Raw genomic sequence first — 26,301 nt, forward strand, 5'->3', positions numbered from 1 at the left:
GCGAGCGATGCGACAGTTAGACTTCATGGGCAAACGCCGCATAGCCTTCGCCGTTTCCGTGCTGCTCGCGGTCATTGCGATCGGTGCCCTGGCGTTCAAAGGCCTCAACCTGGGCCTGGACTTCACCGGCGGCACGCTGGTGGAAGTCCGCTACGAACAAGCCCCGGCGCTTGATGAGCTACGCAGCCAATTGGGCGACGAGGGCTTCGAGGAAGCCCAGGTACAAACCTTCGGCACTTCCAACGACATCCTCGTGCGCCTGCAGCAGACCTTCGACAATGATGTCGGGCAACGCGTCGTGGGCATTCTGGACAGCGACGCAAATCCGGTGGATCTGGTCCGCGCCGAGTTCGTCGGCGCGCAGGTCGGCGATCAGCTCCGCGATCAGAGTGGTATGGGCATGCTGCTGGCCCTGGCGGTGGTCATGGTGTACGTGGCGTTCCGTTTCCAGTACAAGTTCGCGCTCGGCGCCCTGATCTCGCTGGGCCATGACGTGGTGATCATACTCGGCATCTTCGCGCTGTTCGGGCTGGACTTCGACTTGACGGTACTGGCCGCCATATTGGCGGTGATCGGTTACTCCCTCAACGACACCATCATCGTCTACGACCGAATACGCGAGAATATCCGCAAGTCACAAATCGATGACATGGCGCAGATATTCAACGAGGCGATCAACCAGACCCTGGCGCGCACCATGGCAACGTCGGGGACCACATTGCTGGTACTGCTGGCACTGTTCTTCCTCGGCGGGGACATGATTCACAACTTCTCGATCGCCTTGATTCTGGGCGTCATCGCGGGGACCTTCTCGTCGGTCTACGTCGCCGCAGCGTTGCTGCTGGCCATCAAACTGCAGCGCCAGGACCTGATCCGGACGAAGAAGGAAGACGACGAGGAAGAAGAACTGCCCTGAGACATCTTCAGCCTAGCTGTTACGCTGTCCGATACGCCTCCCCCCCGGGAGGCGTATTGCGTTGGGGCTTGTTTTGCGTTGAGCGCTTAATCGCGCGACACGATCTTCAACCCATGACGGCGCAGCTTGCGCACCACGCTAGGCTGACTGATGCCCAGGCGCTCGGCCATGGCGTAGGTGCTCGACAAACGCGTCGCCAACTCGCCGAGGATCTCAGCCTCGACGGCCTCCAACGTTTCACGCAAGGAGCGTCCCTCTTCCAGCGTCGCCAGCGGGCTACTTCCACTTGCCGCCGTACTCACGCGCGCCGACGCCACGTCACGCTCCTCCATCGGCGCGCCAATGACACCGCCCTCGGCGGATAGCCAGGCGCGTTCGAGCCAATTCTCCAGCTCGCGCACGTTCCCCTGCCAGTCGCCGCCCATCAACTCCGGCCACACGCGCGGATGCAACACCTTGTCCATGCCGTAGCGCTCATTGAGCCTGGCGAGCTGGCGTTCCGCGAGGCCGGGAATATCTTCACGGCGCTCGCGCAGGGGCGGTAGCGTGACGGGAATCACGTTGAGCCGATAATAAAGATCGAGTCGAAAACGCCCTTCCTCCACGCGTTGCGCCAAGTCCTGATTGGTGGCGACCACCAGGCGAAAATCGACCCGCCGCGAACGCGTATCGCCCAGTCGCGTCAGATAACCGTCCTGGATCACCTTCAGCAGCTTGCTCTGCATGGCCAGAGGCAACTCGCCGATCTCGTCGAGAAACAGCGTCCCCTTGTGGGCCTGCTCCAGGAGCCCGGCCTTGCCCATCCGCGCGGCACCGCTGAACGCGCCGGGTTGATAGCCAAACATTTCGGATTCGAACAGCGACTCGGGGATCGCCGCGCAATTGACGTCCACGAAGGCGCCATCGCAACGCTGGCTCCAGCGGTGCAACTGGCGAGCGAAGGCCGTCTTGCCAACCCCCGACTCGCCGAGCATCAGCACCGTGGCGTCGGTCGGCGCCACCCGCTTGATGAGGTGCGCCACCTCGTGCATGACCTGACTGCGCACCTCCAGCGATTCCAGTTCCAACGCATCCCCCGATGCCGGACTACCGCCACGCTTGAGATGCTCATTGAAGCGGCGCTGGAGAAGTGCGTATTCGTCTTGCAGCAGGCGCAGATCGGTCATGTCCATGGAACGACTGATGACGCGTACCAAGCGCCCGGAGGCGTACACCGGGTAGGCCTCGGCGATCACCTGGCGTCCCGTACCGGTGCGTTGCATGACCTGCGCCGGCTGACCGGTTCGAATGACCTCGAGCGAGACCGAGGGCGATAGCACGCCGCGCGCCTCCAGTTCATAGACCGTGGTCGCGCACAACGACTCACGGCTCATGCCATAGACGGCGGCACTGCCCGGGCTGACATCCAGCACCTGACCATCGACATCGACGATGAAGACATGATCGTGGCCGGTATGAATCAGTGCCTCGAGCGTTCGCGCGTCGATATCGTGTTCTTGCATGGCGCTCTCGATTCAATTTTGCATCAAGATACAATAGTGGATCACCAATCGCCGCCGAGCAATGCATCTTTGCATCAGTCATGGCGCTAAGTTATTGATTATAGTCACTCCTAAACTTGGCATGGTTCGTGCCTGCAATAAATCAGTACCAACAACAATTCACTGCTTCCCACCAGGAGCCAAGCATGAGCAATCACGACGCCTCGCATCTCAACCAACCCTTGGGCGGCAACGAGATGCCCCGCTTCGGCGGCATCGCGAGCATGATGCGTCTGCCCACCCAGGCGGACGCCGACGGGCTCGATGCCGCCTTCGTCGGCATCCCCATGGACATCGGCACCTCGAACCGCCCCGGCACCCGTCTGGGGCCGCGCCAGATCCGCGACGAATCGCGCATGCTGCGCCCCTACAACATGGCCACCCGCGCGGCGCCATTCGACAGCCTGCAAGTAGCGGATACCGGCGATGTAGCAATCAACACCTTCGACCTAAAGAAAAGCGTCGAGATCATCCGCCAACATTACCGTGAGCTACTTAGCCACGACGCCGTGCCACTGACGCTCGGCGGGGATCACACCCTGACATGGCCGGTGTTGCAGGCGATTGCCGAGAAACACGGTCCGGTGGGGCTGATTCACATCGACGCCCACGCCGATATCAATCCGCACATGTTCGGTGAGGAGGTCGCCCACGGCTGCCCGATTCGCCGCGCTCAGGAAGAAGGCCTGCTGGATAGCCAACGCGTGATCCAGATCGGTCTGCGCGGTACCGGCTATGCCGCCGACGATTTCGACTGGTGTCGCGACCAGGGCTTTCGCGTCGTCACCGCCGAGCAGTGCTGGTACAAGTCGCTGGAACCGCTGATGGCCGAGGTGCGCGATCAGATGGGCGACCGCCCCGTGTACATCACCTTCGACATCGACGCCCTCGACCCCTCGGTAGCGCCCGGCACGGGCACCGTCGAGGCAGCCGGCCTGACCATGTCGCAAGGCCTCGAGATCGTCCGTGGGGCCTGGGGCTTGAATATCGTCGGCGGCGACCTGGTCGAAGTCGCGCCGCCCTACGACCCCAGCGGCAACACCGCGCTGATGGGCGCCACGGCACTCTATGAAATGCTCTGCGTGCTACCCGGCGTCAAGCGCCGTTAAGTCTGCCTCGGCATTGGGGCTCTACAACAACAAGTGGTGACATCATGTCCGCACCCCTCGATTCCACCGCCTCTGGCGGTAGCAATCCCGATCACGCGCGGCTGACGTCGCGCGGACTACTCAAGTTTCTCATCCCCTCGCTGATCGGTATCGGCATGTTTCTGGTGCCCTTCTCGACAGGCGATACCATCAATATCGGCATGGGACTGCTCGCCGATGGCCTCAAGGCGCTTCTAGGCGACGCATTACCGGCCATCGCCATGGCCGTGCTATGCGCTTCGGCACTGCTGACCCTGCTCGTCAAGTTCTCCAAACCCCACTGGGCCCGCGAAAATGCCTTAGGTGAACTGTTCGACGTCGAGCCGCTGTGGATGGCGATGCGCCTGCTGGGTGCCGCCTTCGCGCTCATGACCTACTTCCAGATCGGCCCCGAGTTCGTGACCGCTTCGTTCACCGGCGGAGTGATGCTCAACGACCTAGCGCCGGTCCTACTGACCTTTTTCTTCTTCGCCGCCATCCTGCTGCCATTCCTGGTCGACTTCGGCTTCATGGAATTCATCGGCAGCCTGGTGCGTACCCCCTTCCGCAAGATTTTCGGTCTACCGGGGCGCAGCGCCATCGACGCCACCGCTTCGTGGATGGGCTCGGGCACCGTGGGCGTACTGATCACCACGCAGCAATACGAGCAGGGCTATTACAACCGACGTGAAGCCTCGACCATCGCCACCAATTTCTCCATCGTCTCGATTGCCTTTGCACTGCTGGTGACCAACTTCATCGGCATCAATCACCTCTTTGTCCCGTTTTACCTCACCGTGGTTGTGGCGGGATTGGTGGCTGCAGTGATCGTCCCGCGCCTGCCGCCGCTCTCGCGCAAGCCGAATACCTACTACGAACCGGTGGGTTGCCGCCTCGCCGAGGAACGCACCGGCACCCAAGGCCTGTTCCGCTACAGCCTCGGCATGGCCGTCTCACGGGCCGACCAGGCCCCCGGCCCGCGCCAGCTGGTGCGGCACGCCCTGCTGAACGTGGCCGACATCTTCTTCGGCCTGCTGCCCCTGGTCATCGCCATCGGGACCGTGGCCCTGATCCTGGCCGAGTTCACGCCGCTGTTCACCTGGCTTTCGTACCCGATGGTGCCAGTCCTCGAATGGATGCGCGTGCCCGAAGCGGCGGCCGCCGCGCCGGCCACGCTGGTGGGCTTCGCGGACATGTTCCTGCCCGCCGTGCTGGCCAGCGATATCGAGAGCGAACTTACCCGCTTCGTGATCGCCTGCCTGTCGTTGACGCAGTTGATCTACATGTCGGAAATCGGCGCCTTGCTGCTCAAGTCCAAGATTCCGCTCAAGCTCTGGGAACTGGTCATCATCTTCCTGCTGCGTACCGCCATCACGTTGCCGATCATCGTCGTGATGGGCCACTGGCTGGTGGCTTAAGGTGCTTCCCATGACCACCGAAACGAATTCGCCTTATCTTCGCTCGATTAGCTGCGCCGAGGCGCTGGTCCGGCTGCTGCGTGACAGTTACGCCGTGGATACCGTCTTCGGCATCCCCGGCGTGCATACCGTGCCGCTGTATCGTGGACTGGAAGCAGGCGGTCTGCGCCATGTCACGCCGCGCCACGAACAGGGCGCAGGGTTCATGGCGGACGGCTACGCCCGTGCCAGCGGTAACCCCGGGGTCTGCTTCATCATCACCGGACCGGGGATGACCAATATCGCCACCGCCATGGGCCAGGCACTGGCCGATTCCGTGCCCATGCTGGTGATCTCCAGCGTCAACCGCCGCGACACCTTGGGACGCGGCCAGGGGCGACTCCACGAGTTGCCCAGCCAGCAGAACGTGCTGGCGGGCGTTAGTCGTTTCAGCCATACCCTGCTTGACCCGAGCGCTTTGCCCGAAGTCCTGGCGCGCGCTTTTGCGGTCTTTCGTTCCGAGCGGCCAGGGCCGGTGCATATCGAAATTCCCATCGATCTTTTCGATGCGCCGATCTCCCTACCCACCGAGTACGCACCGGCAAGGCTCTATCGTCCCGCGCCGCACCCCGACGGCGTAGCACTCGCCGCCGAGTGGCTGCGCGAGGCTCATGCTCCGCTGGTGTTATTGGGGGGCGGCTGTGCGGACGCATCAAAATCGGCTCGGGCGCTGGTCGAACATCTCGACGCACCGACCGTGACCACCATCAACGCCAAGGGGGTACTTGGACGCGGGCACCCACTCGACCTGGGTGCCAACGCCACCTGGCCCGAGGTCCGTGCGCTGGCTAGCGACGCCGACGTTATCCTCGCCGTGGGTACCGAACTCGGCGAAACCGATTACGATGTGGTATTCGATGAGGGCTTCACCCTGACCGGACGCTTGATTCGCATCGACCTGGAAGCGGAGCAACTGGTGCGCAATCAGGCTACGGCGCTGGGCCTTGTCAGTGACACCGGTATCGCGCTGTCGGCTCTGCTGGCGCATTTCCCCACCCCACTCGCGCGTCAGGGTGCGAAGCGCACCCGCGCCATCCATGAAGCACTGGCGCTGCCGACGCGTCCGGACATGGCGCCGTTCGTGCCGCTTTATGCCGCGCTCGATCACGCCTTGCCCGAGGCCATCATCGTCGGCGACTCCACCGCGCCGGTCTACGCCGGCAATCATCTCGTCGAACGTGCGGCGCCACGTCGTTACTTCAATGCCTCGACCGGCTACGGCACCTTGGGATACGGCCTACCGGCGGCGCTTGGCGCCCAACTGGCCAAGCCCGGCACGCCGGTCGTGGCCCTGGTCGGCGATGGCGGCTTGATGTTCACCCTCAGCGAGCTGGCCACCGCCGTCGACGAAGGGCTGCCGGTGGTCGTGGTGCTCTGGAACAACGCCGGTTACGAGGAAATCCGCCGTTACATGGACGCGCATGGTGTCGCGCGCATCGGCGTCGACCCCACGCCGCCCGATTTCCAGCGCTTGGCCGAAGGCTTCGGCCTCACCTCGCAGCGCATCGAATCTCCCGCCGCTCTCGGCCTCGCACTCAGCAACGTCTCGCGTAACGCACCCACGCTGATCGAGATCGATGCCGAACGCTGGCAAGCGGCACTCGGCTGAGGCGCCATTCGCGTCCCGAAAAGGCTTCTCAAGAACAACGGCTTCCCAAAACATTACAAGGACAACACCATGGCTTTCTTCCACCGTCTGCTCGGTCAGGACACCCTCGACGACCACCAGCACAAGAGCCTCGGGGCATTCGGCACTGTCGCCCTATGGCTCGGCGCCAACGTCGTGGTCACTACCATCCTCACCGGCATGCTCCTGGTGCCCGACCTGCCCTTCACGACCGCCATGGGCAGCGTACTGATCGGCTCGCTGATCGGTGCCATCCCTCTTTTACTAGTCGGCCTGATGGGGCAGCGTACCGGCCTGCCCTCCATGGCGCTGACCCGAAGGGCCTATGGGCCACTTGGCAGTCGGCTGATTTCACTGGTCAACATGGGGGTGTTGATCGCCTGGAGCTGGATCCAGGCCCTGCTTGCCGGCATGAGCCTCGACTACGCTATCCAGGCCACCACCGGTTACTCCAACCTACCCTTGATGACCATCCTCTGCGAAAGCGTGGTGGTTCTCATCGTACTGCGTGGCCACCTGGGCATCGAACGGGTCGAGCGCTGGGCAGCAATGGCCATGGTCGGCCTCGCCGCCCTAGTCCTCTATCAGTTGAATCTTCACTATGATGTCTCGACGCTCTTGGACATGCCTGTCGAAGCGCGTAACGGCATCACGCTGGGGATCGCCTTCGACATCGTCATCGCCACCGCCTTCTCGTGGATCTCGTCCTCGGCGGATTACAACCGCAACTGCAAGAGCGGCGCCATCGCCGTCTGGGGCACCTACATTGGCTATGTGATGGCCGCCATGATCGCCATGGGCCTGGGCGCCGCAGTCTCCGGGCTCTCGGTCCTGAATGGCATGGAGCAGACCTACGACCCGACCCGGCTGCTCTCCGGTTTCGGCTTCGGCCTGCCCGCAGCCCTGGTCATCTTCTTCTCCGTGATGACTACCAATGTCATGGCCGTCTACAGCGCCACCCTGTCCTGCATGAACGTGTCGCCCGGCATGGCCTTCTGGAAACCGGCGCTGATCATCGGGGTCGTGACCGTCTTCGGCGCCCTGATTCCCGGCATACTCGATCAATTCCAAAACTTCCTGCTATTAATAGGCGCTTTGTTCATTCCGGCCTTCTCGGTGATCATCGTCGATTACTACCTGGTCGGTCGCGACGGCTACAGTCCCGAGCTACTCAAGGCGCGTCACCAGCTGGGACGTCCCACTGCGCCGGTGGCCATCGGTGCCTACGTGATCGGCGCCGGGCTGGCCGCCTATTGGTCGCTGGTCGCCCCGCTGGCCTTCGGCGCCTCGCTGCCGGTCTTCATCATCACCGGCGGCCTCTACTGGCTCGGCGCCATGCTGTTGACCAAGTCCCGTGCGAACGCTTCACAGACGACAGGAGAGTGACACCGATGAGACTAATGCTGGCGCAAACCGCCCCCGTATGTGGCGACGTGGCCGCCAACCTGGCGTCTCTCCCGCGCCAGTGCCAGCAGGCAGCAGCAGCCGGTGCGGACCTACTGGTCCTCCCCGAGCTTGCCCTGAGCGGCTACAACATCTTCGAGCGACTGGAGGAACTCGCCGAGCCGGTAGGCGGCCCAATCGCCCAGCGAGCCGCCAAACTCGCCGCCGAGCACGAGATGTTCTTGCTCTTCGGCCTTGCCGAACGGCAAGCCGACGGACGCCTGACCAATTCCGCCGTGCTGATCGACGACCGGGGCGAGCATATCGCCACCTATCACAAGCGCCAGCTGTGGGATCGCGAACATGCCTTCTTCACCGCCGGCGAGGAATGCTGCGTGGTGGATACGCGTCTCGGCCGTCTCGGGCTGATGATCTGCTATGACAATGAGTTTCCCGAGATGGCCAGAGCACTCGCCACAAGCGGCGCGCAGATCATTCTTTCACCCACCGCCAACATGGTGCCCAACGCTGAACGTCAAGCGCTGCAGATTCGTGCCCGAGCCCTCGACAATCAATGCTTCGTCGCTTGCATCAACCGGGCAGGGATGGAGGCCGAACTTCACTATTGCGGCAACAGCTTGATAGCAGGGCCGGATGGCGAGGTTCTGGGCCGTCTCGGTGCCGACGCAGGAAGCTTGGTGGTGGACATCGACCTGGAACGTATCAACGAGAGTCGTGCCCATCAGGACTATCTCAAAGATCTCAGACCCATACCGGAGGCCACCTTATGAGCGGCTTCTTACTCCCTCGAGGAAAAACCGCAACCTGGTATCGCACCACGGCACTCGCTGACGGCATCACGCGGATCGACGAGCCCGCCATCAAGCCGTTCTACCGCTGCAACATCTGGCATGTACGGGGTCGGGATCGGGACTTGTTGGTGGACTTCGGGCTCGGCGCCGTGCCGCTACGCAGGCAGGTACCGCTACTCAGCGAACGCGACCTGATCGCAGTGGCGAGCCACACGCACTTCGATCATATTGGTGCCGCTCACGAGTTCGAGTGTTGCCATGTGCATGCCGCCGAGGCCGACATCCTGGCCAGCCCGGACAACTCGCGCACCCTGGCCGCCGACTTCCTCGATGACGCCATGTTCGATGCCCTGCCACCGGCGCCCTTCGAATACCATAGCTACCGTATCGCCCCACCGGCGTGCATCGTCACGCTCGAGGATGGCGAAATCATCGATCTCGGCGACCGCCGTTTCGAGGTCATCCACACGCCGGGGCATTCCCCTGGCGGTATCGCGCTATGGGAAGCCGCCAGCGGTACCTTGATCTCGGGCGATCTGATCTATGACGGGCCGCTGATCGAGGATGTCTATCACAGCAACCTCGACGATTACGCCGCCAGTATGCGCCGACTACGCGAACTCCCGGCGCGTATCGTCCATGGTGGCCATTTTCCTAGCTTTTCCGGGGCACGCTTACACGCCATGATCGACGATTGGCGCCGTGAGCACGCCCTTTGAAGGAGTCTTCATGCAACAGCTCGATCAGCAGTTTATCGACAATCGCTGGGTGGTTAGCCAAGGCACGCGGCGCCTGGCGGTGATGGACCCGTACCATGAGCGCCAGATCGCCGAGGTCACGGGCGGCGATACCGCAGACGTCGACGCGGCAGTTGACGCCGCACGTCGCGCCCTGCCCGCTTGGCAAGCGCTGGGCGGCGAAGTGCGCGGGGCGTATCTGGAGGCGCTGGCCGATGCCCTCACGGCGCGCCGCGAAGCGCTGATGGAGCTTTCCGCGACCAACAACGGCAAGGCGCTCGCCGAGGCCGGCATCGACCTCGACGACGCCATCGCCTGCTATCGTTACTACGCACGCCAGGCACGCGAGCTGGAAGCCCGACAGGGGCGGCGTATCACGCATGATATTGAAGGCGTCGATGCCTACTGCTACGAAGATCCTGCTGGGGTGATCGGCTTGATCACGCCGTGGAACTTCCCGCTGGTAACCAGCGCCTGGAAGATCGCCCCGGCCCTGGCCGCGGGCTGCACAGTGGTTTTCAAACCCTCTGAAGTGGTGCCGCTGCCGGAGCAGGCGCTGGCCGAGATCGCTCTGGAAATCGCGCTACCGCCCGGCGTTCTCAATCTGCTGCACGGCGATGGCGACGGCATCGGCGCGCCACTGACGCGCCATGCGGGTATCGACAAGCTCTCCTTCACGGGCAGCAACGCCGTGGGCGAACGCGTGATGCAAGCCGCCGCCGAAGGCAGTCGCGGGGTGTCACTGGAGCTCGGCGGCAAATCGCCGATCCTGGTGCTCGACGATGCCGAGATCGATCAGGCCGCCGACTGGGTCATGGCCGGCATCTACTTCAATAGCGGACAGATTTGCTCGGCGACTTCGCGCTTGATCGTGCATGAATCGCTGACCGAGGCACTTTATGAAGCGCTGGCGACACGCATCGACGCGATCCGCCTGGGCAACCCGCTGGGCACGGAAACCGACATGGGACCGATGACCAGCCAGCGTCAGCGCGACCGCGTGCGCGATTATCTGGCCATCGCCGAGCGCGAAGGCCTCCAGGCAGTACGCGATGCCCGCCATCGGCAACTGCCGGAACAGGGCTACTTCATCGCCCCCACCCTGTATCGTGATGTGCCCACCGAGAGCCGCTTGTGGCGCGAGGAGATCTTCGGGCCGGTCCTGTGTGGGCGTAGCGTCGCTTCCGACGACGAGGCCATCGCGTTGGCCAATGCCAGCGACTTCGGCCTGGCCGCCACGGTGATCAGTGGCGACCCTCAACGCGCCAGGCACGTCGGCAGAGCCCTGCGTGCCGGCAACATCTGGTACAACAGTGAGCAGATCGTCATGCCGGAAGCCAGCTGGGGCGGTTTCGGGCATAGCGGCATAGGCCGCGAACTGGGTCCCTGGGGACTCGCCGCCTATCTCGAGGTCAAGCACCTGATCGGCCCGGCGGACTGACCGCAACGCACCGCACCGCACAACGAAAAATACCCCGCCGACATCGCGTTCGGCGGGGTATTTCGTGTGCTCGAGCCAAAAGGACTTACATTCGCGGCTTGAGCTGCTGTACCAGTGTCTTGTAAAGGCGCGGCGTGGCGGCCATGAGATCTTCTTCGGTGCTGACCGAGGGACTACCGTCGGGCCCGCCCAGCAGTGCACCGGCCTCCTTGAGGAGGAGGCTGCCAACCAGTTGATCCTGCTCCTCGAGGCCCAGCACGAAGGCGGCATCGGCACGGCCGGCGGCGAGTTGCGCGAGATCCAGGAGGCCGCTACCGCTGCTGAGGAAGTTCTCGACCTGTGACCCAAGCGCCTGGGTCAGGGTCAAATACGTCTGCAGATGACGCGAACGTAGCCATGGCTCCGGCAAGCCAACGGCGATGCGCGCGTCCTCGACCGTGATATGGTCGGGCACGCGAATGCGGCGTCCATTGAGCTGCGCGCCACGCCCACGGCTGACGAGATACTCATCATCGTTGAAGGGGCAGACGATCACCGCATGCTCAGGCTTGCCCTTGACCAGGCAGACGATCGATATAGCAAAGTTGGGCGATGCCACGGCCAGGTTGGAATAACCATGGAACGGCTCGATGCGCCAATGGAAATCGGCGCCCTCGCCTTCGCCATCACGGTGCGCCGTATAGCGGCCGGAAAGGCCATGCTGGGGATAACTGCGACGAAACTGCGCGTCGATGAGAGTTTCGGCGTTACGCGCAGTATCTTCCAGCAGCTTATCGAGCTGTTTGTCGCCACGCGCAACTTCGATACGGTCGCGAGCACGCACGAACTGCTCGGCGGCACTACGCGCGGCGCGCAGTGCGAATTGAACCATGGGATGCATGATACGGGCCTGAATCTCGGAAACTGTTAAAGAACGTCGCGCATCCTAGCAGAAGGCGCCCACGACGGGAAGTTTCACGGCCTCAAGCCATGCTAGACTCGCCGTTCGTTTCTCAGCCGCGCGCCCTATCATCATGCTCGACAAACTACGTATCGTTCTCATCGGCACCAGCCATCCCGGCAATATTGGCGGCGCCGCCCGCGCCATGCACAACATGGGCCTCGCCGACCTTGCCCTGGTCGCGCCACGCTGCGAGGTGTACGGCGCCGAATCCCATGCCCGTGCGTCCGGCGCCGATGCCCTGGTGAGTCATGCCAAAGTGTATGCCACGCTCGAGGAGGCCGTCGGCGACTGCACCTTCGTGGTCGGTGCCAGCGCCCGCGTGCGCCATCTGCCCTGGCCCATGCTCACCCCGCGGGCATTGAGCGAACGTCTCCCCGGAGAGTGCGCGCCCGAGGGCGCCCAGGCCGCACTGGTCTTCGGACGCGAGGACAGCGGCATGACCAATGGCGAATTGCAGCGCTGCCATGCCCATGTGCACATCCCCACCAATCCCGACTTCAGCTCGCTCAACCTGGCCGCCGCGGTCCAGGTGCTAGCCTATGAGTGTCGGCTGGCGGCGCTGGGCGCGGACGACGCCCCGGACACACCGTTCGGCGTCGAATGGGACAACCCGCCGGCCAGTCATGACGACCTGGAGCGCTTCTTCGACCATCTCGAGCGAACGCTGGTCGAGATCGACTTTCACGACCCCGACAACCCGCGTCAGCTGATGGCGCGTCTGCGCCGACTCTTCATGCGCAGTCACATCGACAGCATGGAGATGAACATCCTGCGTGGCATCCTCGGAGCCGTGAACAAGCAAAGCCGGGCATTGGCCCACCAGAAGCACCACGACGGGAATGGTTGACCGCATTACTGGGTTTTCCCATAATACAGGCACGTTTCAGGCAAGAAATCCATGCGGATTGAATACCTGCCTGGTCAATCGCTTCATCACCGACGCCCGATCACCTCGACTTATGCGCTTGACGACCAAGGGACGCTACGCCGTCACCGCGATGCTGGACCTGGCGCTGCATGCCGATGCCGGCCCCATCAGCCTCGCCGACATTTCCAAACGCCAGGCGATCTCGCTGTCCTATCTGGAACAGCTGTTCGCGCGGCTCAAGCGTGCCGAACTGGTCAGTAGCGTACGTGGCCCGGGCGGCGGTTACTTGCTCGCCCATGCGTCCCACGCCATTTCGGTAGCGTCGGTCATCGGCGCGGTGGACGAATCCGTGGACGCGACGCGCTGCCAGGGGCTCTCGGACTGCCAGCAAGGCGATACCTGCCTGACGCATCATTTGTGGTGCGATCTGTCGGACAAGATTCATGGCTTCCTCGATGCCATCACGCTCGCCGAGCTGGTGGAACGCCAGGAAGTCCGCGATATCGCCGCCCGTCAGCAGCGCGTCGCGTCGGAGACGATCAGCACCGATACCATCAGCATTGCCCCGCAATGATCGTGCGGAGCAATAGGCGCCAGCGCCATCATCGATACGAGCCGTCATGACCTCACCCGTGTATCTTGACTATGCCGCCACTACCCCCGTCGACCCGCGTGTCGCGGAGGTCATGGCGCGTCACCTGACACTTGATGGCGTCTACGCCAACCCCGCTTCGCGTAGCCACATGCCGGGATGGCTGGCCGAGCAGGCGGTGGAAAGCGCGCGCCGCCAAGTCGCCGATTTGATCGCCGCTGACCCGCGTGAGATCGTCTGGACCAGCGGTGCCACCGAGGCCGACAACCTCGCGCTGACCGGCTTCATGCGTGCCAACCGCGCGCGCGGTCGCCACTTGGTTACCTCACGCATCGAACACAAGGCCGTCGTCGATACCGCCCTAGCGCTCGAGGCCGAGGGCTTCGAGGTGACTTGGTTGACGCCCGGCGCGGATGGCCGCGTGACGCCCACGCAGCTCAACGATGCCATGCGCGAGGATACCGTTCTGGTCTCGTTGATGGCCGTCAACAACGAGCTGGGCAGCATCCACGAGCTGGCGGCGCTGGCCGAGGTCGTCCACGCCGCCGGCGCGGTCTTCCATGTCGATGCCGCCCAGGCCACCGGCAAGATCGCGCTGGATGTCAACGCCATGGGCATCGACCTGATGTCGATGTCGGCGCACAAGACCTACGGCCCCAAGGGGGTCGGCGCGCTCTATGTACGCCGCAGCCCCGACATCCACCTCGACGCGCTGATCCATGGCGGTGGTCACGAGCGCGGCATGCGCTCGGGCACCCTGCCCACGCATCAGATAGCAGGCATGGGTGAAGCGTTCTCCCTGGCCGCCGACGCGCGAGAAACCGATCACGCCCATGGCCTGACCCTGCGCAAGCGCTTTCTCGACGGCCTCGAGGCATGCGAAGGCGTGCACTGCAACACGGCGCTCGACGTCTCGGTACCCATGATCGTCAACCTGGCTTTCGACGACGTCGACGGCGAATCGCTACTGATGGCGCTGCGTGCGCTGGCGGTATCGACCGGCTCGGCGTGCAACTCGGCCAGTGTCGAGCCATCCTATGTATTGAAGGCCATCGGTACCGATCGTATTCGCGCCTTGGCGTCCATTCGCTTCAGTTTCGGCCGCTTCACGACCGAAGCGGACATCGACACCGCAAGCGCCGAGCTCCGCCACGCACTCGGTGCCCTACGCAAATGATTCGAGGTCGCCGCACCGCGCGTCGCGACCCAAGCAAGGAGGTCAATATGGCTAACATCAGTATCAGTTCCGCTGCCGCCGAACAGATCCAGCATGTGCTCGCCGAGCGCGGCAATGGTCTCGGCCTGCGCGTAGCGATCAAGCCCAGCGGCTGCTCGGGCTACAGTTACGTGCTCGACATCGCCGACGAGGTGGGCGCCAACGACGTGCCCTTCGAGGATCACGGCGTCAAGGTGCTCGTCGACAAGGAGGCGTTGACCATGCTCGACGGCACCGAGGTTGACTACGTCAACGAAGGGCTCAATCGCTACTTTCGCTTCAACAATCCCAATGCCACCGACGAATGCGGCTGCGGGGAAAGCTTCAGCGTCTAAGGGCGCTCAGCCGCCGGGCGTGCGCCAGGTCCGGCGACACGCTACAATGACGCGCTTTTTCGACATCCGTCGAGTTTCATGCAACGCGTCGCTTCGAGCGGCGCGTTGACGTATCGATCAAGACCCTCGATTTCAGTCACGGAGACATTGACCTCATGGCCAACGAACGCACCCTGTCCATCATCAAGCCCGACGCCGTCGCCAAGAACGTCATCGGCGAGATCGAAAGCCGCTTCGAGAAAGCCGGCCTCAAGATCGTCGCCGCCAAGATGCTCCAGCTTTCCCAGGCCCAGGCCGAGGGCTTCTACGCCGAGCACAAGGAGCGTTCCTTCTTCGGCGATCTGGTCGGCTTCATGACTTCCGGCCCGGTGATCGTGCAGGTACTGGAAGGCGACAACGCCATCGCCGCCAACCGTGACCTGATGGGCGCGACCAATCCCAAGGAAGCCGAGGCCGGCACCATCCGCGCCGACTTCGCGCAGTCCATCGACGCCAACGCCGTGCACGGCTCCGACTCGCCGGAATCCGCCGAGCGCGAGATCGCTTACTTCTTCGGCAGCGAAGAGATCTGCGCACGCTGATCGCTTCCCGCGGGGGTCGCAAGGCCCTCGCACCGCCATCCACCGAGCGTACGACCCACCATGACCCTCGATACCGCCATGCCCCGTACCAACCTTCTCGGCCTAACGCGTGAGGAGATGGAAGCCTTCTTCGTCTCATTGGGCGAGAAGAAATTTCGCGCCGCCCAGGTGATGAAGTGGATTCACCACGAAGGCTGCGACGACTTCGAGTCGATGACCAATCTCTCGAAGGCGCTACGCACGCGCCTCGAGGAGCTCGCCGAGGTGCGTGGTCCACGCGTGGTCTACGAAGGCGCCTCGGAGGATGGCACACGCAAGTGGGTTCTCGAGGTCGAGGACGGCAGTTACGTGGAAACCGTGCTGATCCCTGCCGAGGGCGGCAAGCGTCGCACGCTCTGCGTATCGTCCCAGGTAGGCTGCTCGCTGGATTGCAGCTTCTGCTCTACCGGCAAGCAAGGCTTTCAGCGCAACCTCACCAGCGCCGAGGTCATCGGCCAGGTGTGGGTGGCCAGCAATAGCTTCGGTGCGCGTCGAGACAGCACCAATCGCCCGGTCACCAACGTGGTAATGATGGGCATGGGGGAACCGCTGATGAACTACAATGCCGTCGTGCCGGCCATGAAACTCATGCTCGATGACAACGGTTACGGTCTTTCCAAGCGCCGCGTTACGCTCTCCACCTCTGGTGTGGTGCCGATGATCGACAAGCTCGGCGATGAGCTCGACGTGAGCCTGGCGGTCTCGCTGCATGCCGCCAACGACGAACTGCGCAACGAGTTGGTGCCACTCAACCGCAAGTATGATATCGCCACGCTGCTCGATGCTTGCCGCCGTTATCTCGCCAAGTGCGATGACACGCGCATGCTGACCATCGAGTACACCCTGATCAAGGACGTCAACGATCAGCAGCGCCACGCCCAAGAGCTGGCGACGCTGCTCGGCGACCTGCCGTGCAAGATCAACTTGATTCCCTTCAATCCATTCCCGCACTCGGGCTACGAGAAGCCTTCACGCAATCAGGTCATGCGCTTTCAGCAATGGCTCGAAGAACTCGGCCATACCGCCCCCGTACGCATGACGCGCGGCGATGATATCGATGCCGCCTGCGGCCAGTTGGTGGGACGCGTCAAGGACCGTACCAAGCGTCACGAGCGCTACATTCAGTCCATTCAGCTCGACGCCGATTGAGCGTCGCCTTGACTTCACTGAGGTGCGGCGCTTTGATGGGACACTGCTAGATGACGAATACCGTCGCATCGCACCGATTGATGCCATTATTTCGAGAGGGCTCCATGACGCGCCGCCATCGTCCACCTTCGATCCGCTCGTTGAGTGCCGCGATGTCGCTCGTCTGGCTTTTGAGCGGTTGCGCCGTCCAGGTCGAAAGCAATTCCCCCTATGCATCACCGGATAACGGCCAAGCGGTATCGGCGTATACCGAACTAGGATTGGCCTATCTCAAGCGCGATAACTTGACCCGCGCCCGCGATGCGCTGGAACACGCCTTGAAACTGGGGCCTGACGACCCACGGGCACTGGAAAGCATGGCGCTCATCTATCAACGTCAGGACGAGCCAGCACTCGCCGAAGAATATTTCGAACGTGCGTTGGATGCCGACGACGATTATACTCGCGCGCGCAACAACTACGCTGCATTTCTGTACGATGAGGGCAGGCTCGACGCCGCCTGTACGCAACTGCAGCAAGCAGCACAAGACACCACATATGACAATCGCGCCCAATTGCTTGCCAATCTGGGCCGATGCCGGTTCGAGCAAGGCGATCTCGATACCGCGCGACGTCCGCTGGAACAGGCCATCGCATCCGACTCACGCGATGTACAAAGCCTGCTCCTGCTGGCCAGACTCGACCATACGCAGGGTCATGATGAACGTGCCTGGGAACGCTTGCAGCGTTTTTTCACCTTGACCGAGGCGACTCCTGAAAGTCTCGAGTTGGCGAGCGAAATCGCTCGCGCACGGGGCGACGAGGAAGCCGCGGCCTTTTATCATCGGCAGCATGACGATTCCTGAGGCATGATCCGACCACACGAATTCGAGAAGGATGCTCTGGCATGAGCGACACTCACGAACAACACATCTCCCCCGCTCCTTCCGAGGGTCAAGAGCCTCCGGGCACTCGGCTGAAGCGCGAGCGTGAGCGACAGGGTCTATCGCTGGAAGAAGTCGCCGATCAGCTCAACCTCCGACCCGCCGTGGTCACCGGTCTGGAAGAAGATCAATACGATCAAGTTCCCATCGCCACCTATCGACGGGGTTATCTGCGCGCCTACGCCAAATTGCTGGGACTCGACGACAAGCGTGTGGCGCAGGAATACGACGCCTTGCATGGCCGCGACGACCTCGACCGCAAGGTCACCGCACCGGCGTATCGCTCACAACCGTCCTCACGGATCGGCACCTGGGCCTTCAGATTGGTCACGCTACTCATCATCGTCGGCTTGATCGGCTTGACGCTGCTCTGGTGGCAAAGTCGTCAGGGCAACGAGTTCTTCGGCCTCGGCGATGAGCCTGCCGCCATGGAAAGCGCGGATAATGATAGCGCCACCCAAGGCAGCGCCGGAGACGAGACCATGGCAAACGACGCTGCCAACGACGACACGCAACGCGACGCTGCTAATGACGACACGCAACGCGACGCTGACGCATCGCAGGCCACCACGGACGCGCAGGGCAACGCGAGCGAACAGGACACCCTGCCGCCGCTGCCCGACGAGAATGACAGCCTGGGACTGGTCGAGAGCGACGATGCGCGCGCTGATGACACCTCGAACGATGACGCTGCCAACCGCGACGATGTCGACGCACAGGGCGCAAACGTCGTCGACAACGACACCTCGTCGGAGGCCAGGTCCGCTACGCAGGACGACGATAGCGATAGCGCAAGCGACAATCCAAGCGCGAACAGCGCCAATAGCCTGACACTGACCTTCGACGAGCAGTCATGGACCGAGATCTATGATGCTGACGATCAACGCCTGCTGGCAGGACTGCAAGATCCCGAAACCGATATCCAGCTAGAAGGCACGCCGCCGTTTCGCCTGACCATTGGCAACGCCACCGGCGTCGAGCTTCGCTATCAGGGCGAGGATATCGACCTGAGCCAGCATACCGGCGGCAACAACGTCGCCCGCTTCACCTTGGGAGAGTGATACGCCCATGCATATGCAATCTCCGATTCAACGACGCAAGTCACGCCAGATTCATGTCGGGAATGTCCCCGTCGGTGGTGGCGCGCCCATCGCCGTTCAAAGCATGACCAACACCGACACCCTGGACGTCGCCGCCACTGTGGCGCAGATCCGCCAGCTCGAGGCTGCGGGAGCGGACATCGTGCGCGTCTCGGTGCCCACCATGGAGGCCGCCGAGGCCTTCGGCCAGATCAAGCGCGAGGTCGCGGTCCCCCTGGTTGCCGATATTCACTTCGACTACCGGATCGCCCTGCGCGTGGCGGAACTGGGCGTCGACTGCCTGCGCATCAATCCCGGCAACATCGGCCGCGAAGACCGCGTGCGTGCGGTGGTCGATGCCGCCCGCGAACATGGCATTCCAATCCGCATCGGCGTCAACGCCGGATCGCTGGAAAAGGATCTGCAGAAAAAATACGGCGAACCGACGCCAGAAGCGCTGGTCGAATCCGCCATGCGGCATATCGAGCATCTCGACCGCCTCGACTTCCAGGACTTCAAGGTCAGCGTCAAGGCTTCCGACGTGTTCATGGCGGTGGCTGCCTATCGCCAGCTCGCGCAGCGTATCGACCAGCCTCTGCACCTGGGCATCACCGAGGCCGGTGGCTTGCGCTCGGGTACCGTGAAGTCCTCGATCGGACTGGGCATGCTGTTGATGGAAGGCATCGGCGACACCATCCGCGTCTCGCTGGCGGCCGATCCCGTCGAGGAAATCAAGGTCGGCTACGACATGCTCAAGAGCCTGCGCCTGCGCTCCAAAGGCATCAACTTCGTCGCCTGTCCGAGTTGCTCGCGCCAGAATTTCGACGTCATCGGCACCATGAACGCCCTCGAGGAACGCCTCGACGACATCATGACGCCGCTCGATGTCTCGGTTATCGGCTGCGTGGTCAATGGCCCCGGCGAGGCCAAGGAAAGCGATATCGGCCTTACCGGCGGCGATCCGGCCAACCTTGTCTACATCGACGGCAAGCCGGCCAGCAAGCTTCGCAACGACCACTTGGTCGACGACCTGGAAGCGCTGATCCGCGATAAGGTCCGCGAAAAAGAGGCCCGCGAACGCGATACCATCGCCCGCGAGGCATAATGCGCCGCTCGCGCGCCCCGTACCGGTTCAGGAGTCAGCATTGAGCAACAAGATCCAGGCCATCCGTGGCATGAACGATCTGCTACCGGAGCAGTCGCCTGTTTGGCAATACTTCGAGCGTCAGATCCAGCATCTCATGCAGCGCTATGGGTATAGCGAAATCCGCACGCCCATCATCGAGCAGACGACGCTTTTCAAGCGTTCGATCGGCGAAGTGACCGATATCGTCGAGAAGGAGATGTACACCTTCGAGGATCGTAACGGCGATAGCCTCACGCTGCGTCCCGAAGGCACCGCCAGTTGCGTGCGTGCGGCGTTGGAGAACGGTCTGCTTTACAACCAGACCCAGCGCCTGTGGTACCAGGGCCCGATGTTCCGCCACGAGCGCCCGCAAAAAGGACGCTATCGCCAGTTCCACCAGGTCGGCGTGGAAGCCTACGGCATGCACGGGCCGGACATCGATGTCGAGATGATCCTGCTCAGCGCGCGGCTGTGGGAAGCGCTCGGCTTGATGCCCCACGTCCAGTTGGAACTCAACTCGCTGGGCTCCAACGAAGCCCGAGCCGCCTACCGCGATGCGCTGGTCGCCTACTTCGAGGCGCATGCCGATGTCCTCGACGAGGATTCCCGGCGCCGTCTGAGTACCAACCCGCTGCGCATCCTGGACTCCAAGAATCCCGATATGGCGGCGATGCTCGCCGACGCGCCGCGCTTGATGGATCACCTCGACGAAGAATCGCGTGTTCACTTCGCCGAGCTCACCGCCATGCTCGAGGCCGCCGGCATCGATTACATCATCAACCCGCGGCTGGTGCGGGGGCTGGACTATTACAGTCGAACCGTGTTCGAGTGGACCACCCAGGCGCTGGGCAGCCAGGGCACGGTCTGTGCCGGCGGTCGCTACGACGATCTCGTCGAACAGCTCGGCGGCAAGCCCACGCCCGGCGTAGGGTTTGCCATGGGCGTCGAGCGCCTGATCCTGTTGCTCGAAACGCTCGATCTGATCCCCGAGACCGCGCGACCGCGCACCGATGTCTACCTGACGGCCGTGGGCGATGCCGCCATTCGCGAAGCGATGCTGCTGAGCGAACGCCTGCGTACCGCGCTGCCTGGCATGCATCTGCAACTGCATTGCGGCGGTGGCAGTTTCAAGAGCCAGATCAAGAAAGCCGACAAGAGCGGGGCCCGCATGGCACTGTTACTCGGCGAGGATGAGCTGGCCAGCGGTCAAGTAGGGATCAAATTCCTGCGTGAAGATCGCGATCAAGAAAGCGTGGCCCTCGATGCGCTCACGGCGCGTCTCCAGACGCTTCTCGCGGAGGCTTGAAGGACAAAGCTTGAACAACGAAGCGCCGTTTCGTACGCACAGCCATTGAAGGAGACCGCCCGTGGCGGAGCTTATTACTAGCGAAGATGAACAGCTTGAGACGCTCAAGCGCTGGTGGAAAGAGTACGGCATGGCGATCATCGCCGGCATCGTGTTGGCCGGCGCTGGCGTTTTCGCCTGGCATGCCTGGCAGGATTACCAGACCTCTCAAGCGGAGGCAGCCTCGCAACGCTACCAGCAGCTCACGATGCTGATGCAGCAACCGCAGATGAGTGATGCGCAACGCGAACAGGCCACGAGCATGATCGATGGCTTGGAAAGCGAGCATGGCGGCACCCTGTACGCCGAGCTTGCCGAGTTGATGCGTGCCCGCCTGGCGGTCGACGCCGATGACCTGGAAGGTGCCCGCGATACACTGTCGTCCTTCATCGATGGCAGCGAACATGCTTATCTCAGCGGTCTCGCGCGCCTCAACCTGGCACGCGTGCAGATCGCCCTGGACAACGCCGAAGGCGCCCTGACCACGCTCGAGGGCGAGATCCCCACCACGCTCGAGGCGCAAGCCGCCGAGATCAGCGGCGATGCCCACGCCGCTGTAGACCAACCCGATGAGGCGCGTCAGGCCTATCAGGACGCGCTCGCCCGCGCCGAAGAGCAGGATCAATCGCTTTCCGGCGTGCGGCTCAAGCTAGACAATCTCGGTGTAGAGGACGCCAGCTGATGAAATTGAACCATTTACTGTTACCGGCCGCGCTTACCCTGTCCACCTTGCTGGTAGGCTGTGCCGGCGACGTCGAGCCGCAGTATCCGCCCAAGGAACTCAAGGACTTCTCAGCCTCGGCGACATTCGACGAGCGTTGGTCCACCTCCGTCGGCGACGGCCTGGGACGGGCACGTTATCCCCTGATGCCCCTGCTCGCCGACGGCACTCTCTATGCCGCCGATGAAAGCGGCCTGTTGCGCGCGCTCGACGCCGATAACGGCGACACCCAATGGGAAGTACGCTTCGACACCCCGCTGTCCAGCGGCATGTCCCGCGATGGCACGAATTTGTACGCTGGCACGCGCAACGGCTCCGTCGTCGCCATCGACCGCGAGGACGGCAGCGAAGCCTGGCGTTCCAGGGTCTCCAGCGAAGTATTGGCCACCCCCCAGGTCAACAGCAATCTGGTCGTGGTGCAGAGTGTCGACGGCACGGTGACCGCCCTGGATCGCGCCTCCGGGGAAGAAGAATGGACCTATAGCAGCAGCCAGCCTTCGCTGACCCTGCACGGCACGGGAACGCCGCGTGTCATCGAGCCGGTTTCATTCGTCGGCTTCTCCAATGGCCGTCTGGTGACACTCGACAACCGTAGCGGCCAACCGCTGTGGGACATGCGCGTCGCCGTGCCGCAGGGGCGCACCGAAGTGGAACAGCTCGTCGATCTCGACGGTCAGCCAGTACTGTCTCAGGACGGCCGCCTGTTCGTGACCAGCTACAACGGCCGCGTCATGGCGCTGGAAGCCACCAGCGGCGAAGTCCTCTGGTCACGCGACGAGTCCAGTTATCTGACTCCGCTGCGCGTCGGCAATTACCTCTTCACCGTCAACGAAGCCAGCCATGTCCTGGCGCTCGACGTCGATAGTGGCAGCGTGCTGTGGGAATCCGACGCCCTAGAAGGCCGCGACTTGACCGCGCCCACCTTCGTCGACGGCAAGCTGGCGCTGGGTGACTATCAGGGTTATGTCCATCTGCTCAACGCCAGCGATGGGGAAGTCGTAGGTCGCACGGAACTCGGCGGCGATGGCATCAGCCTGCCGTTGCTGGCCGACGACAAGCGCCTTTACACCCTCGCCAACGACGGCGAACTGGCGGCCTACGATATCGACGAAAAAAGCGATTGAGCGGCTCGCCCTCATGGCTTGTCAGCGGGCACCTCACATCGGGGTGCCCGCCTCATTTGTGGGCCCTTACCGATCAGCAATGCTAGAATCACGCCACGCCAGCATGACGCCTGCGTCATGCCTTCCTTGAAGCGACTACGTCGCATGTCCAGCTTCACTCAACGCTTTTGTGCGCCGGTTTACGAGACAACATGAATCCTGTCATCGCCCTGGTAGGCCGACCCAATGTCGGCAAATCGACCCTCTTCAATCGCCTGACCCGCACGCGCGACGCGCTGGTCGCCGACTATGCCGGCCTTACCCGTGACCGCAAGTACGGCAACGGCGTACTCGGCGACAAGACCTACACGGTCATCGACACCGGCGGCATCAGCGGCAATGAAGAAGGCATCGATGCCGCCATGGCCGAGCAGTCGCTGCTGGCCATCGACGAAGCCGACATCGTGCTGTTCATGGTCGACGGGCGTAGCGGTCTCAGCGCCGCCGACGAGGCCATCGCCAATCATCTGCGCGTCAATCAGAAGAAGACCTGGCTAGTCGTCAACAAGACCGACGGCCTCGAAGAGCACTCGGCTTCGGCGGACTTCTGGCAGCTCGGCCTGGGCGACCCGCATCCGATTGCTGCCGCGCATGGGCGCAACGTCACCGCCTTGATCGATGAGGTACTGGAGCCCTTTCCCCCGCGCGAGGCCAACGCCGCGCCGCCGGATATCAGCAACGGCATTCGCATCGGAATCATCGGGCGTCCCAATGTCGGTAAATCGACATTGGTCAACCGTCTGCTGGGCGAAGAACGCGTCGTCGTCTTCGACGAGGCCGGCACCACGCGCGATGCCATCGAGATCCCCTTCGAACGACGTGGCAAACCCTATGTGCTGGTCGACACCGCCGGCGTGCGGCGACGCAAGAACGTCAAGGAAACCACCGAGAAGTTCTCGATCATCAAGACACTCGAAGCCATCAAGGACTGCCATGTGGCGGTCATGGTGCTCGACGCGCGTAGCGGCCTGGTCGAACAGGACTTGCACCTGCTCGACTATGTCTTGAGCAGCGGGCGCGCGCTGGTACTGGCGGTCAACAAATGGGATGGCCTCGAGCAAGAGGCGAAGGACAAGATGCGCACGGAGGTCAAACGTCGCCTGGGCTTCGCCGATTATGCCGAGATGCACTTTATCTCCGCGCTGCACGGCACAGCGGTGGGCGATCTTTACCCCTCCATCACGCGGGCCTTCGACTCGGCCAACAGTCACTGGTCGACCAATCGCCTGACCACCCTGTTGCAGGATGCGGTGAGCGAGCATCAGCCGCCGCTGGTCCACGGCCGCCGCATCAAGTTGCGCATGGCCCACCAGGGCGGCAGTAACCCGCCCATCATCGTGGTCCACGGCAATCAGACCGGCTCACTGCCCGAGGCGTACAAGCGCTATCTGATCAATACCTTCCGCAAGGTGCTCAAGGTACGCGGCACGCCGATGCGCTTCGAATTCCGCTCGGGCGACAACCCCTACGACGACAACGCCGGCGCCAGCGACCGCGAGAAAGCCAAGAAACGCGAACTGAACCGCACGCGTGAGGCGCGCAAGAATCGCCGTTGAGGCGCGTCACGCATCGCCATCCCCAAGCACACGATTGCGCCCTGCCAGCTTGGCGCGGTAGAGCCTTTGATCGACGGCGTCGAGCCCCGCCTCGACGCTGGATGCATCGTGCAGGCCCGCCACCCCAGCGGAAAACGTCACATCGATATCGCTGCAGCCGTTGAGCGTTTGCGTCTGCGATTGGAACTGCAGGCGTATGCGCTCGATCGCGCGCTGTGCATCCTCGGGACTGCAGTGCGGCAACACCACACAAAATGCCCCGTCGACGTAACGTCCCACATGGTCGATGAAACGTAGCTGCTGCGTCAGGTGTTCTGCCAGAAGGCGGATCACGTCGTCGCCGCTGGCATACCCATGGAGGGCATTCAACGCCCCCACATGATCGATATCGATCAGCGCCAGGCTCGTCGGCGTACCGCTACGCTGCGCGCGGGCGAATTCAACTTCCAGCAACTCCTGCAAGGCGGCGTGGGCGAGCACGCCGGTCAAGCCATCGCGCGCTACCCAACGCCGCGAGTCACGCGCGCGATGGGCATGTGACAAGACCGTGGCCACCAGGGCGTCGTCATCCACCGGCTTGCCGAGAAAAACATCGCCGCTACGCGTCAGGGCCTGCTCGCGCACGTCATCGCCGGCCGCCAGATACACCACGGGCAAGTCCCGCCAGGCATCGTCGAGGCGCATTACACGGGCCATTTCACGTCCCGTGCAGGTGGGCAAGCGCGTGTCCACCAAGGCCAGATCGGGACGATAATCGCGCAGTGCGACCAGCGTCTCGGCCGGCACGTTGACCATCCATGAATCGATCCCCGCGCCGTCCAGCACGAGATGGTAATGTTCGGCCAACTCGATATCGTCATCGACGATCAGCACGCGCAGCGGTTCCGGTGTAGGGCTGGACACCAGGCGATCCAGACACTTGCCGATCGACGAAGCGTCCAGAGGAGGAACGAAATACCCCACCGCACCATGACGAATCGCCGAGAGTCGTGCCGTAAAATCGTCCTCATCGCCAAAGACCAGCAGGTGCGGCGAAGAGGGCCATTCGACCCACCAGACGCTCCAACGAGAACGCGGCACGCTACGTTCGTCGATCAATACAGCCTCGGGGCACCATGCCATGAGGGCCTCGACGTCGCACATGGCGTACCCATGACATTCATATCCCAACGCGCTCAAGGCCTCGCCCAGCTCGCTTCGCCGTTGCGGCTCATCGCCGAGTAGGGCAACACGCACCGCCGCGGCACCTCGCTGGCCCGGCGCGGCATGTGCGGGGAGCAGTTCCTCGAGATTGGGCAGTTGCTGTGCTCCGTGTTGCAGGCGCGATTGCAGCGCCGCCAGCGTATACGGGGCGGGCAGCACTTCTCCATCAAGCCACTGGCGGACCTGGCATGCCACCTCCGCGCATGTGTCGCTCAAGGCGTCATAGCCGAAGCTGCCGGCGGAATCCGCGATACGTTGCAGAGCCTCGCAGACCGTCTCCAGTTCCACCGCCGCCGCCGCATTTTCGCGGGTACTCATCTCCTCGACTTGCGCCATCACCGCCTGCACGTCGTCATGCAATCTCTCGACGTATTGCGCGCGTAATGCCTCGAGGCGCCGACTGCGTTCGCTGTCTTGCATA

At 63.0% G+C, this 26,301-nt stretch carries 24 protein-coding genes; 21 read left to right on the forward strand and 3 right to left on the reverse strand.

Going from position 1 to position 26,301, the window contains the following annotated elements:
* The first annotated feature begins 7 nt into the window (after positions 1–7).
* Positions 8–916 (forward strand): protein translocase subunit SecF, encoded by a 909-nt coding sequence (gene secF, locus L1073_RS13535; protein ID WP_246900075.1) that lies wholly within the window; start codon positions 8–10, stop codon positions 914–916.
* Positions 917–1,002: 86 nt separating this feature from the next.
* Here the strand turns inward: secF and L1073_RS13540 are convergent, their stop codons facing one another.
* Positions 1,003–2,418, reverse strand: coding sequence for a sigma-54 interaction domain-containing protein (locus tag L1073_RS13540; RefSeq protein ID WP_246900077.1), 1,416 nt, complete (start codon positions 2,416–2,418; stop codon positions 1,003–1,005).
* 185 nt (positions 2,419–2,603) lie between these two features.
* Here L1073_RS13540 and speB point away from each other — a divergent pair, with 185 nt between their 5' ends.
* From speB to L1073_RS13575, 7 genes are all read left to right on the forward strand, one after another.
* Complete coding sequence (speB, locus tag L1073_RS13545; RefSeq protein ID WP_246900079.1) at positions 2,604–3,566, forward strand: agmatinase; 963 nt, start codon at positions 2,604–2,606, stop codon at positions 3,564–3,566.
* 44 nt (positions 3,567–3,610) lie between these two features.
* Positions 3,611–5,002, forward strand: a complete 1,392-nt coding sequence (locus L1073_RS13550) for a YjiH family protein (RefSeq protein ID WP_246900081.1) — start codon at positions 3,611–3,613, stop codon at positions 5,000–5,002.
* A 10-nt stretch (positions 5,003–5,012) separates the two neighbouring features.
* The gene (locus L1073_RS13555; RefSeq protein ID WP_246900083.1) at positions 5,013–6,650 is read left to right on the forward strand and encodes a 5-guanidino-2-oxopentanoate decarboxylase; all 1,638 of its coding nucleotides are present in this window, start codon (positions 5,013–5,015) and stop codon (positions 6,648–6,650) included.
* 69 nt (positions 6,651–6,719) lie between these two features.
* The gene (locus L1073_RS13560) at positions 6,720–8,054 is read left to right on the forward strand and encodes a purine-cytosine permease family protein (RefSeq protein ID WP_246900085.1); all 1,335 of its coding nucleotides are present in this window, start codon (positions 6,720–6,722) and stop codon (positions 8,052–8,054) included.
* A gap of 5 nt (positions 8,055–8,059) precedes the next feature.
* Positions 8,060–8,842, forward strand: a complete 783-nt coding sequence (locus L1073_RS13565) for a carbon-nitrogen hydrolase family protein (RefSeq protein ID WP_246900087.1) — start codon at positions 8,060–8,062, stop codon at positions 8,840–8,842.
* Positions 8,839–9,582, forward strand: coding sequence for an MBL fold metallo-hydrolase (locus L1073_RS13570; RefSeq protein WP_246900089.1), 744 nt, complete (start codon positions 8,839–8,841; stop codon positions 9,580–9,582). The genes L1073_RS13565 and L1073_RS13570 overlap by 4 nt, the downstream gene beginning before the upstream one ends.
* A gap of 10 nt (positions 9,583–9,592) precedes the next feature.
* Positions 9,593–11,041, forward strand: coding sequence for an aldehyde dehydrogenase family protein (locus tag L1073_RS13575; RefSeq protein WP_246900090.1), 1,449 nt, complete (start codon positions 9,593–9,595; stop codon positions 11,039–11,041).
* A gap of 85 nt (positions 11,042–11,126) precedes the next feature.
* Here the strand turns inward: L1073_RS13575 and L1073_RS13580 are convergent, their stop codons facing one another.
* Complete coding sequence (locus tag L1073_RS13580) at positions 11,127–11,921, reverse strand: inositol monophosphatase family protein (RefSeq protein ID WP_246900092.1); 795 nt, start codon at positions 11,919–11,921, stop codon at positions 11,127–11,129.
* 133 nt (positions 11,922–12,054) lie between these two features.
* Here L1073_RS13580 and L1073_RS13585 point away from each other — a divergent pair, with 133 nt between their 5' ends.
* The 13 genes from L1073_RS13585 (at position 12,055) to der (ending at position 24,677) form a co-directional block, all read left to right on the forward strand.
* Positions 12,055–12,831, forward strand: coding sequence for an RNA methyltransferase (locus L1073_RS13585; RefSeq protein WP_246900094.1), 777 nt, complete (start codon positions 12,055–12,057; stop codon positions 12,829–12,831).
* Between the two features lie 112 nt (positions 12,832–12,943).
* The gene (gene iscR / locus L1073_RS13590) at positions 12,944–13,426 is read left to right on the forward strand and encodes a Fe-S cluster assembly transcriptional regulator IscR (protein WP_246900095.1); all 483 of its coding nucleotides are present in this window, start codon (positions 12,944–12,946) and stop codon (positions 13,424–13,426) included.
* A 46-nt stretch (positions 13,427–13,472) separates the two neighbouring features.
* Entirely contained in the window at positions 13,473–14,621 is a 1,149-nt protein-coding gene (locus L1073_RS13595) for an aminotransferase class V-fold PLP-dependent enzyme (RefSeq protein WP_246900097.1), read from the forward strand.
* Between the two features lie 47 nt (positions 14,622–14,668).
* Positions 14,669–14,995, forward strand: coding sequence for a HesB/IscA family protein (locus L1073_RS13600; protein WP_246900099.1), 327 nt, complete (start codon positions 14,669–14,671; stop codon positions 14,993–14,995).
* Positions 14,996–15,150: 155 nt separating this feature from the next.
* Complete coding sequence (gene ndk / locus L1073_RS13605; protein WP_246900101.1) at positions 15,151–15,576, forward strand: nucleoside-diphosphate kinase; 426 nt, start codon at positions 15,151–15,153, stop codon at positions 15,574–15,576.
* 60 nt (positions 15,577–15,636) lie between these two features.
* Positions 15,637–16,764: a dual-specificity RNA methyltransferase RlmN gene (gene rlmN / locus L1073_RS13610; protein ID WP_246900103.1), complete on the forward strand. Its 1,128-nt coding sequence runs from the start codon at positions 15,637–15,639 to the stop codon at positions 16,762–16,764.
* Positions 16,765–16,868: 104 nt separating this feature from the next.
* Positions 16,869–17,609, forward strand: coding sequence for a type IV pilus biogenesis/stability protein PilW (pilW, locus tag L1073_RS13615; RefSeq protein ID WP_246900105.1), 741 nt, complete (start codon positions 16,869–16,871; stop codon positions 17,607–17,609).
* 41 nt (positions 17,610–17,650) lie between these two features.
* Positions 17,651–18,748: a RodZ domain-containing protein gene (locus tag L1073_RS13620; RefSeq protein ID WP_246900107.1), complete on the forward strand. Its 1,098-nt coding sequence runs from the start codon at positions 17,651–17,653 to the stop codon at positions 18,746–18,748.
* A 7-nt stretch (positions 18,749–18,755) separates the two neighbouring features.
* Positions 18,756–19,871, forward strand: a complete 1,116-nt coding sequence (gene ispG / locus L1073_RS13625; protein ID WP_246900109.1) for a flavodoxin-dependent (E)-4-hydroxy-3-methylbut-2-enyl-diphosphate synthase — start codon at positions 18,756–18,758, stop codon at positions 19,869–19,871.
* Positions 19,872–19,911: 40 nt separating this feature from the next.
* Entirely contained in the window at positions 19,912–21,198 is a 1,287-nt protein-coding gene (gene hisS, locus L1073_RS13630) for a histidine--tRNA ligase (protein ID WP_246900110.1), read from the forward strand.
* Between the two features lie 61 nt (positions 21,199–21,259).
* Positions 21,260–21,919: a YfgM family protein gene (locus L1073_RS13635; protein ID WP_246900112.1), complete on the forward strand. Its 660-nt coding sequence runs from the start codon at positions 21,260–21,262 to the stop codon at positions 21,917–21,919.
* On the forward strand, positions 21,919–23,082 hold the full coding sequence (gene bamB / locus L1073_RS13640) for an outer membrane protein assembly factor BamB (protein ID WP_246900113.1): 1,164 nt from the start codon (positions 21,919–21,921) through the stop codon (positions 23,080–23,082). Before L1073_RS13635 ends, bamB begins: the two co-directional genes overlap by 1 nt.
* 191 nt (positions 23,083–23,273) lie before the next feature.
* On the forward strand, positions 23,274–24,677 hold the full coding sequence (gene der / locus L1073_RS13645) for a ribosome biogenesis GTPase Der (RefSeq protein WP_246900115.1): 1,404 nt from the start codon (positions 23,274–23,276) through the stop codon (positions 24,675–24,677).
* Between the two features lie 6 nt (positions 24,678–24,683).
* On the opposite strand, the gene L1073_RS13650 is transcribed toward der, so the two are convergent.
* Entirely contained in the window at positions 24,684–26,300 is a 1,617-nt protein-coding gene (locus tag L1073_RS13650; protein WP_246900116.1) for a diguanylate cyclase, read from the reverse strand.
* Position 26,301 lies beyond the last annotated feature (1 nt).

It is taken from the genome of Chromohalobacter nigrandesensis (assembly GCF_023061285.1).
GTDB classification, from domain to species: domain Bacteria; phylum Pseudomonadota; class Gammaproteobacteria; order Pseudomonadales; family Halomonadaceae; genus Chromohalobacter; species Chromohalobacter nigrandesensis.

Bases quoted from the DNA above. Each gene is read 5' to 3' on its own strand.
- secF (WP_246900075.1), top strand. From the start codon at position 8: ATGCGACAGTTAGACTTCATGGGCAAACGCCGCATAGCCTTCGCCGTT.
- L1073_RS13540 (WP_246900077.1), bottom strand. From the start codon at position 2,418: ATGCAAGAACACGATATCGACGCGCGAACGCTCGAGGCACTGATTCAT.
- speB (WP_246900079.1), top strand. From the start codon at position 2,604: ATGAGCAATCACGACGCCTCGCATCTCAACCAACCCTTGGGCGGCAAC.
- L1073_RS13550 (WP_246900081.1), top strand. From the start codon at position 3,611: ATGTCCGCACCCCTCGATTCCACCGCCTCTGGCGGTAGCAATCCCGAT.
- L1073_RS13555 (WP_246900083.1), top strand. From the start codon at position 5,013: ATGACCACCGAAACGAATTCGCCTTATCTTCGCTCGATTAGCTGCGCC.
- L1073_RS13560 (WP_246900085.1), top strand. From the start codon at position 6,720: ATGGCTTTCTTCCACCGTCTGCTCGGTCAGGACACCCTCGACGACCAC.
- L1073_RS13565 (WP_246900087.1), top strand. From the start codon at position 8,060: ATGAGACTAATGCTGGCGCAAACCGCCCCCGTATGTGGCGACGTGGCC.
- L1073_RS13570 (WP_246900089.1), top strand. From the start codon at position 8,839: ATGAGCGGCTTCTTACTCCCTCGAGGAAAAACCGCAACCTGGTATCGC.
- L1073_RS13575 (WP_246900090.1), top strand. From the start codon at position 9,593: ATGCAACAGCTCGATCAGCAGTTTATCGACAATCGCTGGGTGGTTAGC.
- L1073_RS13580 (WP_246900092.1), bottom strand. From the start codon at position 11,921: ATGCATCCCATGGTTCAATTCGCACTGCGCGCCGCGCGTAGTGCCGCC.
- L1073_RS13585 (WP_246900094.1), top strand. From the start codon at position 12,055: ATGCTCGACAAACTACGTATCGTTCTCATCGGCACCAGCCATCCCGGC.
- iscR (WP_246900095.1), top strand. From the start codon at position 12,944: ATGCGCTTGACGACCAAGGGACGCTACGCCGTCACCGCGATGCTGGAC.
- L1073_RS13595 (WP_246900097.1), top strand. From the start codon at position 13,473: ATGACCTCACCCGTGTATCTTGACTATGCCGCCACTACCCCCGTCGAC.
- L1073_RS13600 (WP_246900099.1), top strand. From the start codon at position 14,669: ATGGCTAACATCAGTATCAGTTCCGCTGCCGCCGAACAGATCCAGCAT.
- ndk (WP_246900101.1), top strand. From the start codon at position 15,151: ATGGCCAACGAACGCACCCTGTCCATCATCAAGCCCGACGCCGTCGCC.
- rlmN (WP_246900103.1), top strand. From the start codon at position 15,637: ATGACCCTCGATACCGCCATGCCCCGTACCAACCTTCTCGGCCTAACG.
- pilW (WP_246900105.1), top strand. From the start codon at position 16,869: ATGACGCGCCGCCATCGTCCACCTTCGATCCGCTCGTTGAGTGCCGCG.
- L1073_RS13620 (WP_246900107.1), top strand. From the start codon at position 17,651: ATGAGCGACACTCACGAACAACACATCTCCCCCGCTCCTTCCGAGGGT.
- ispG (WP_246900109.1), top strand. From the start codon at position 18,756: ATGCATATGCAATCTCCGATTCAACGACGCAAGTCACGCCAGATTCAT.
- bamB (WP_246900113.1), top strand. From the start codon at position 21,919: ATGAAATTGAACCATTTACTGTTACCGGCCGCGCTTACCCTGTCCACC.
- der (WP_246900115.1), top strand. From the start codon at position 23,274: ATGAATCCTGTCATCGCCCTGGTAGGCCGACCCAATGTCGGCAAATCG.
- L1073_RS13650 (WP_246900116.1), bottom strand. From the start codon at position 26,300: ATGCAAGACAGCGAACGCAGTCGGCGCCTCGAGGCATTACGCGCGCAA.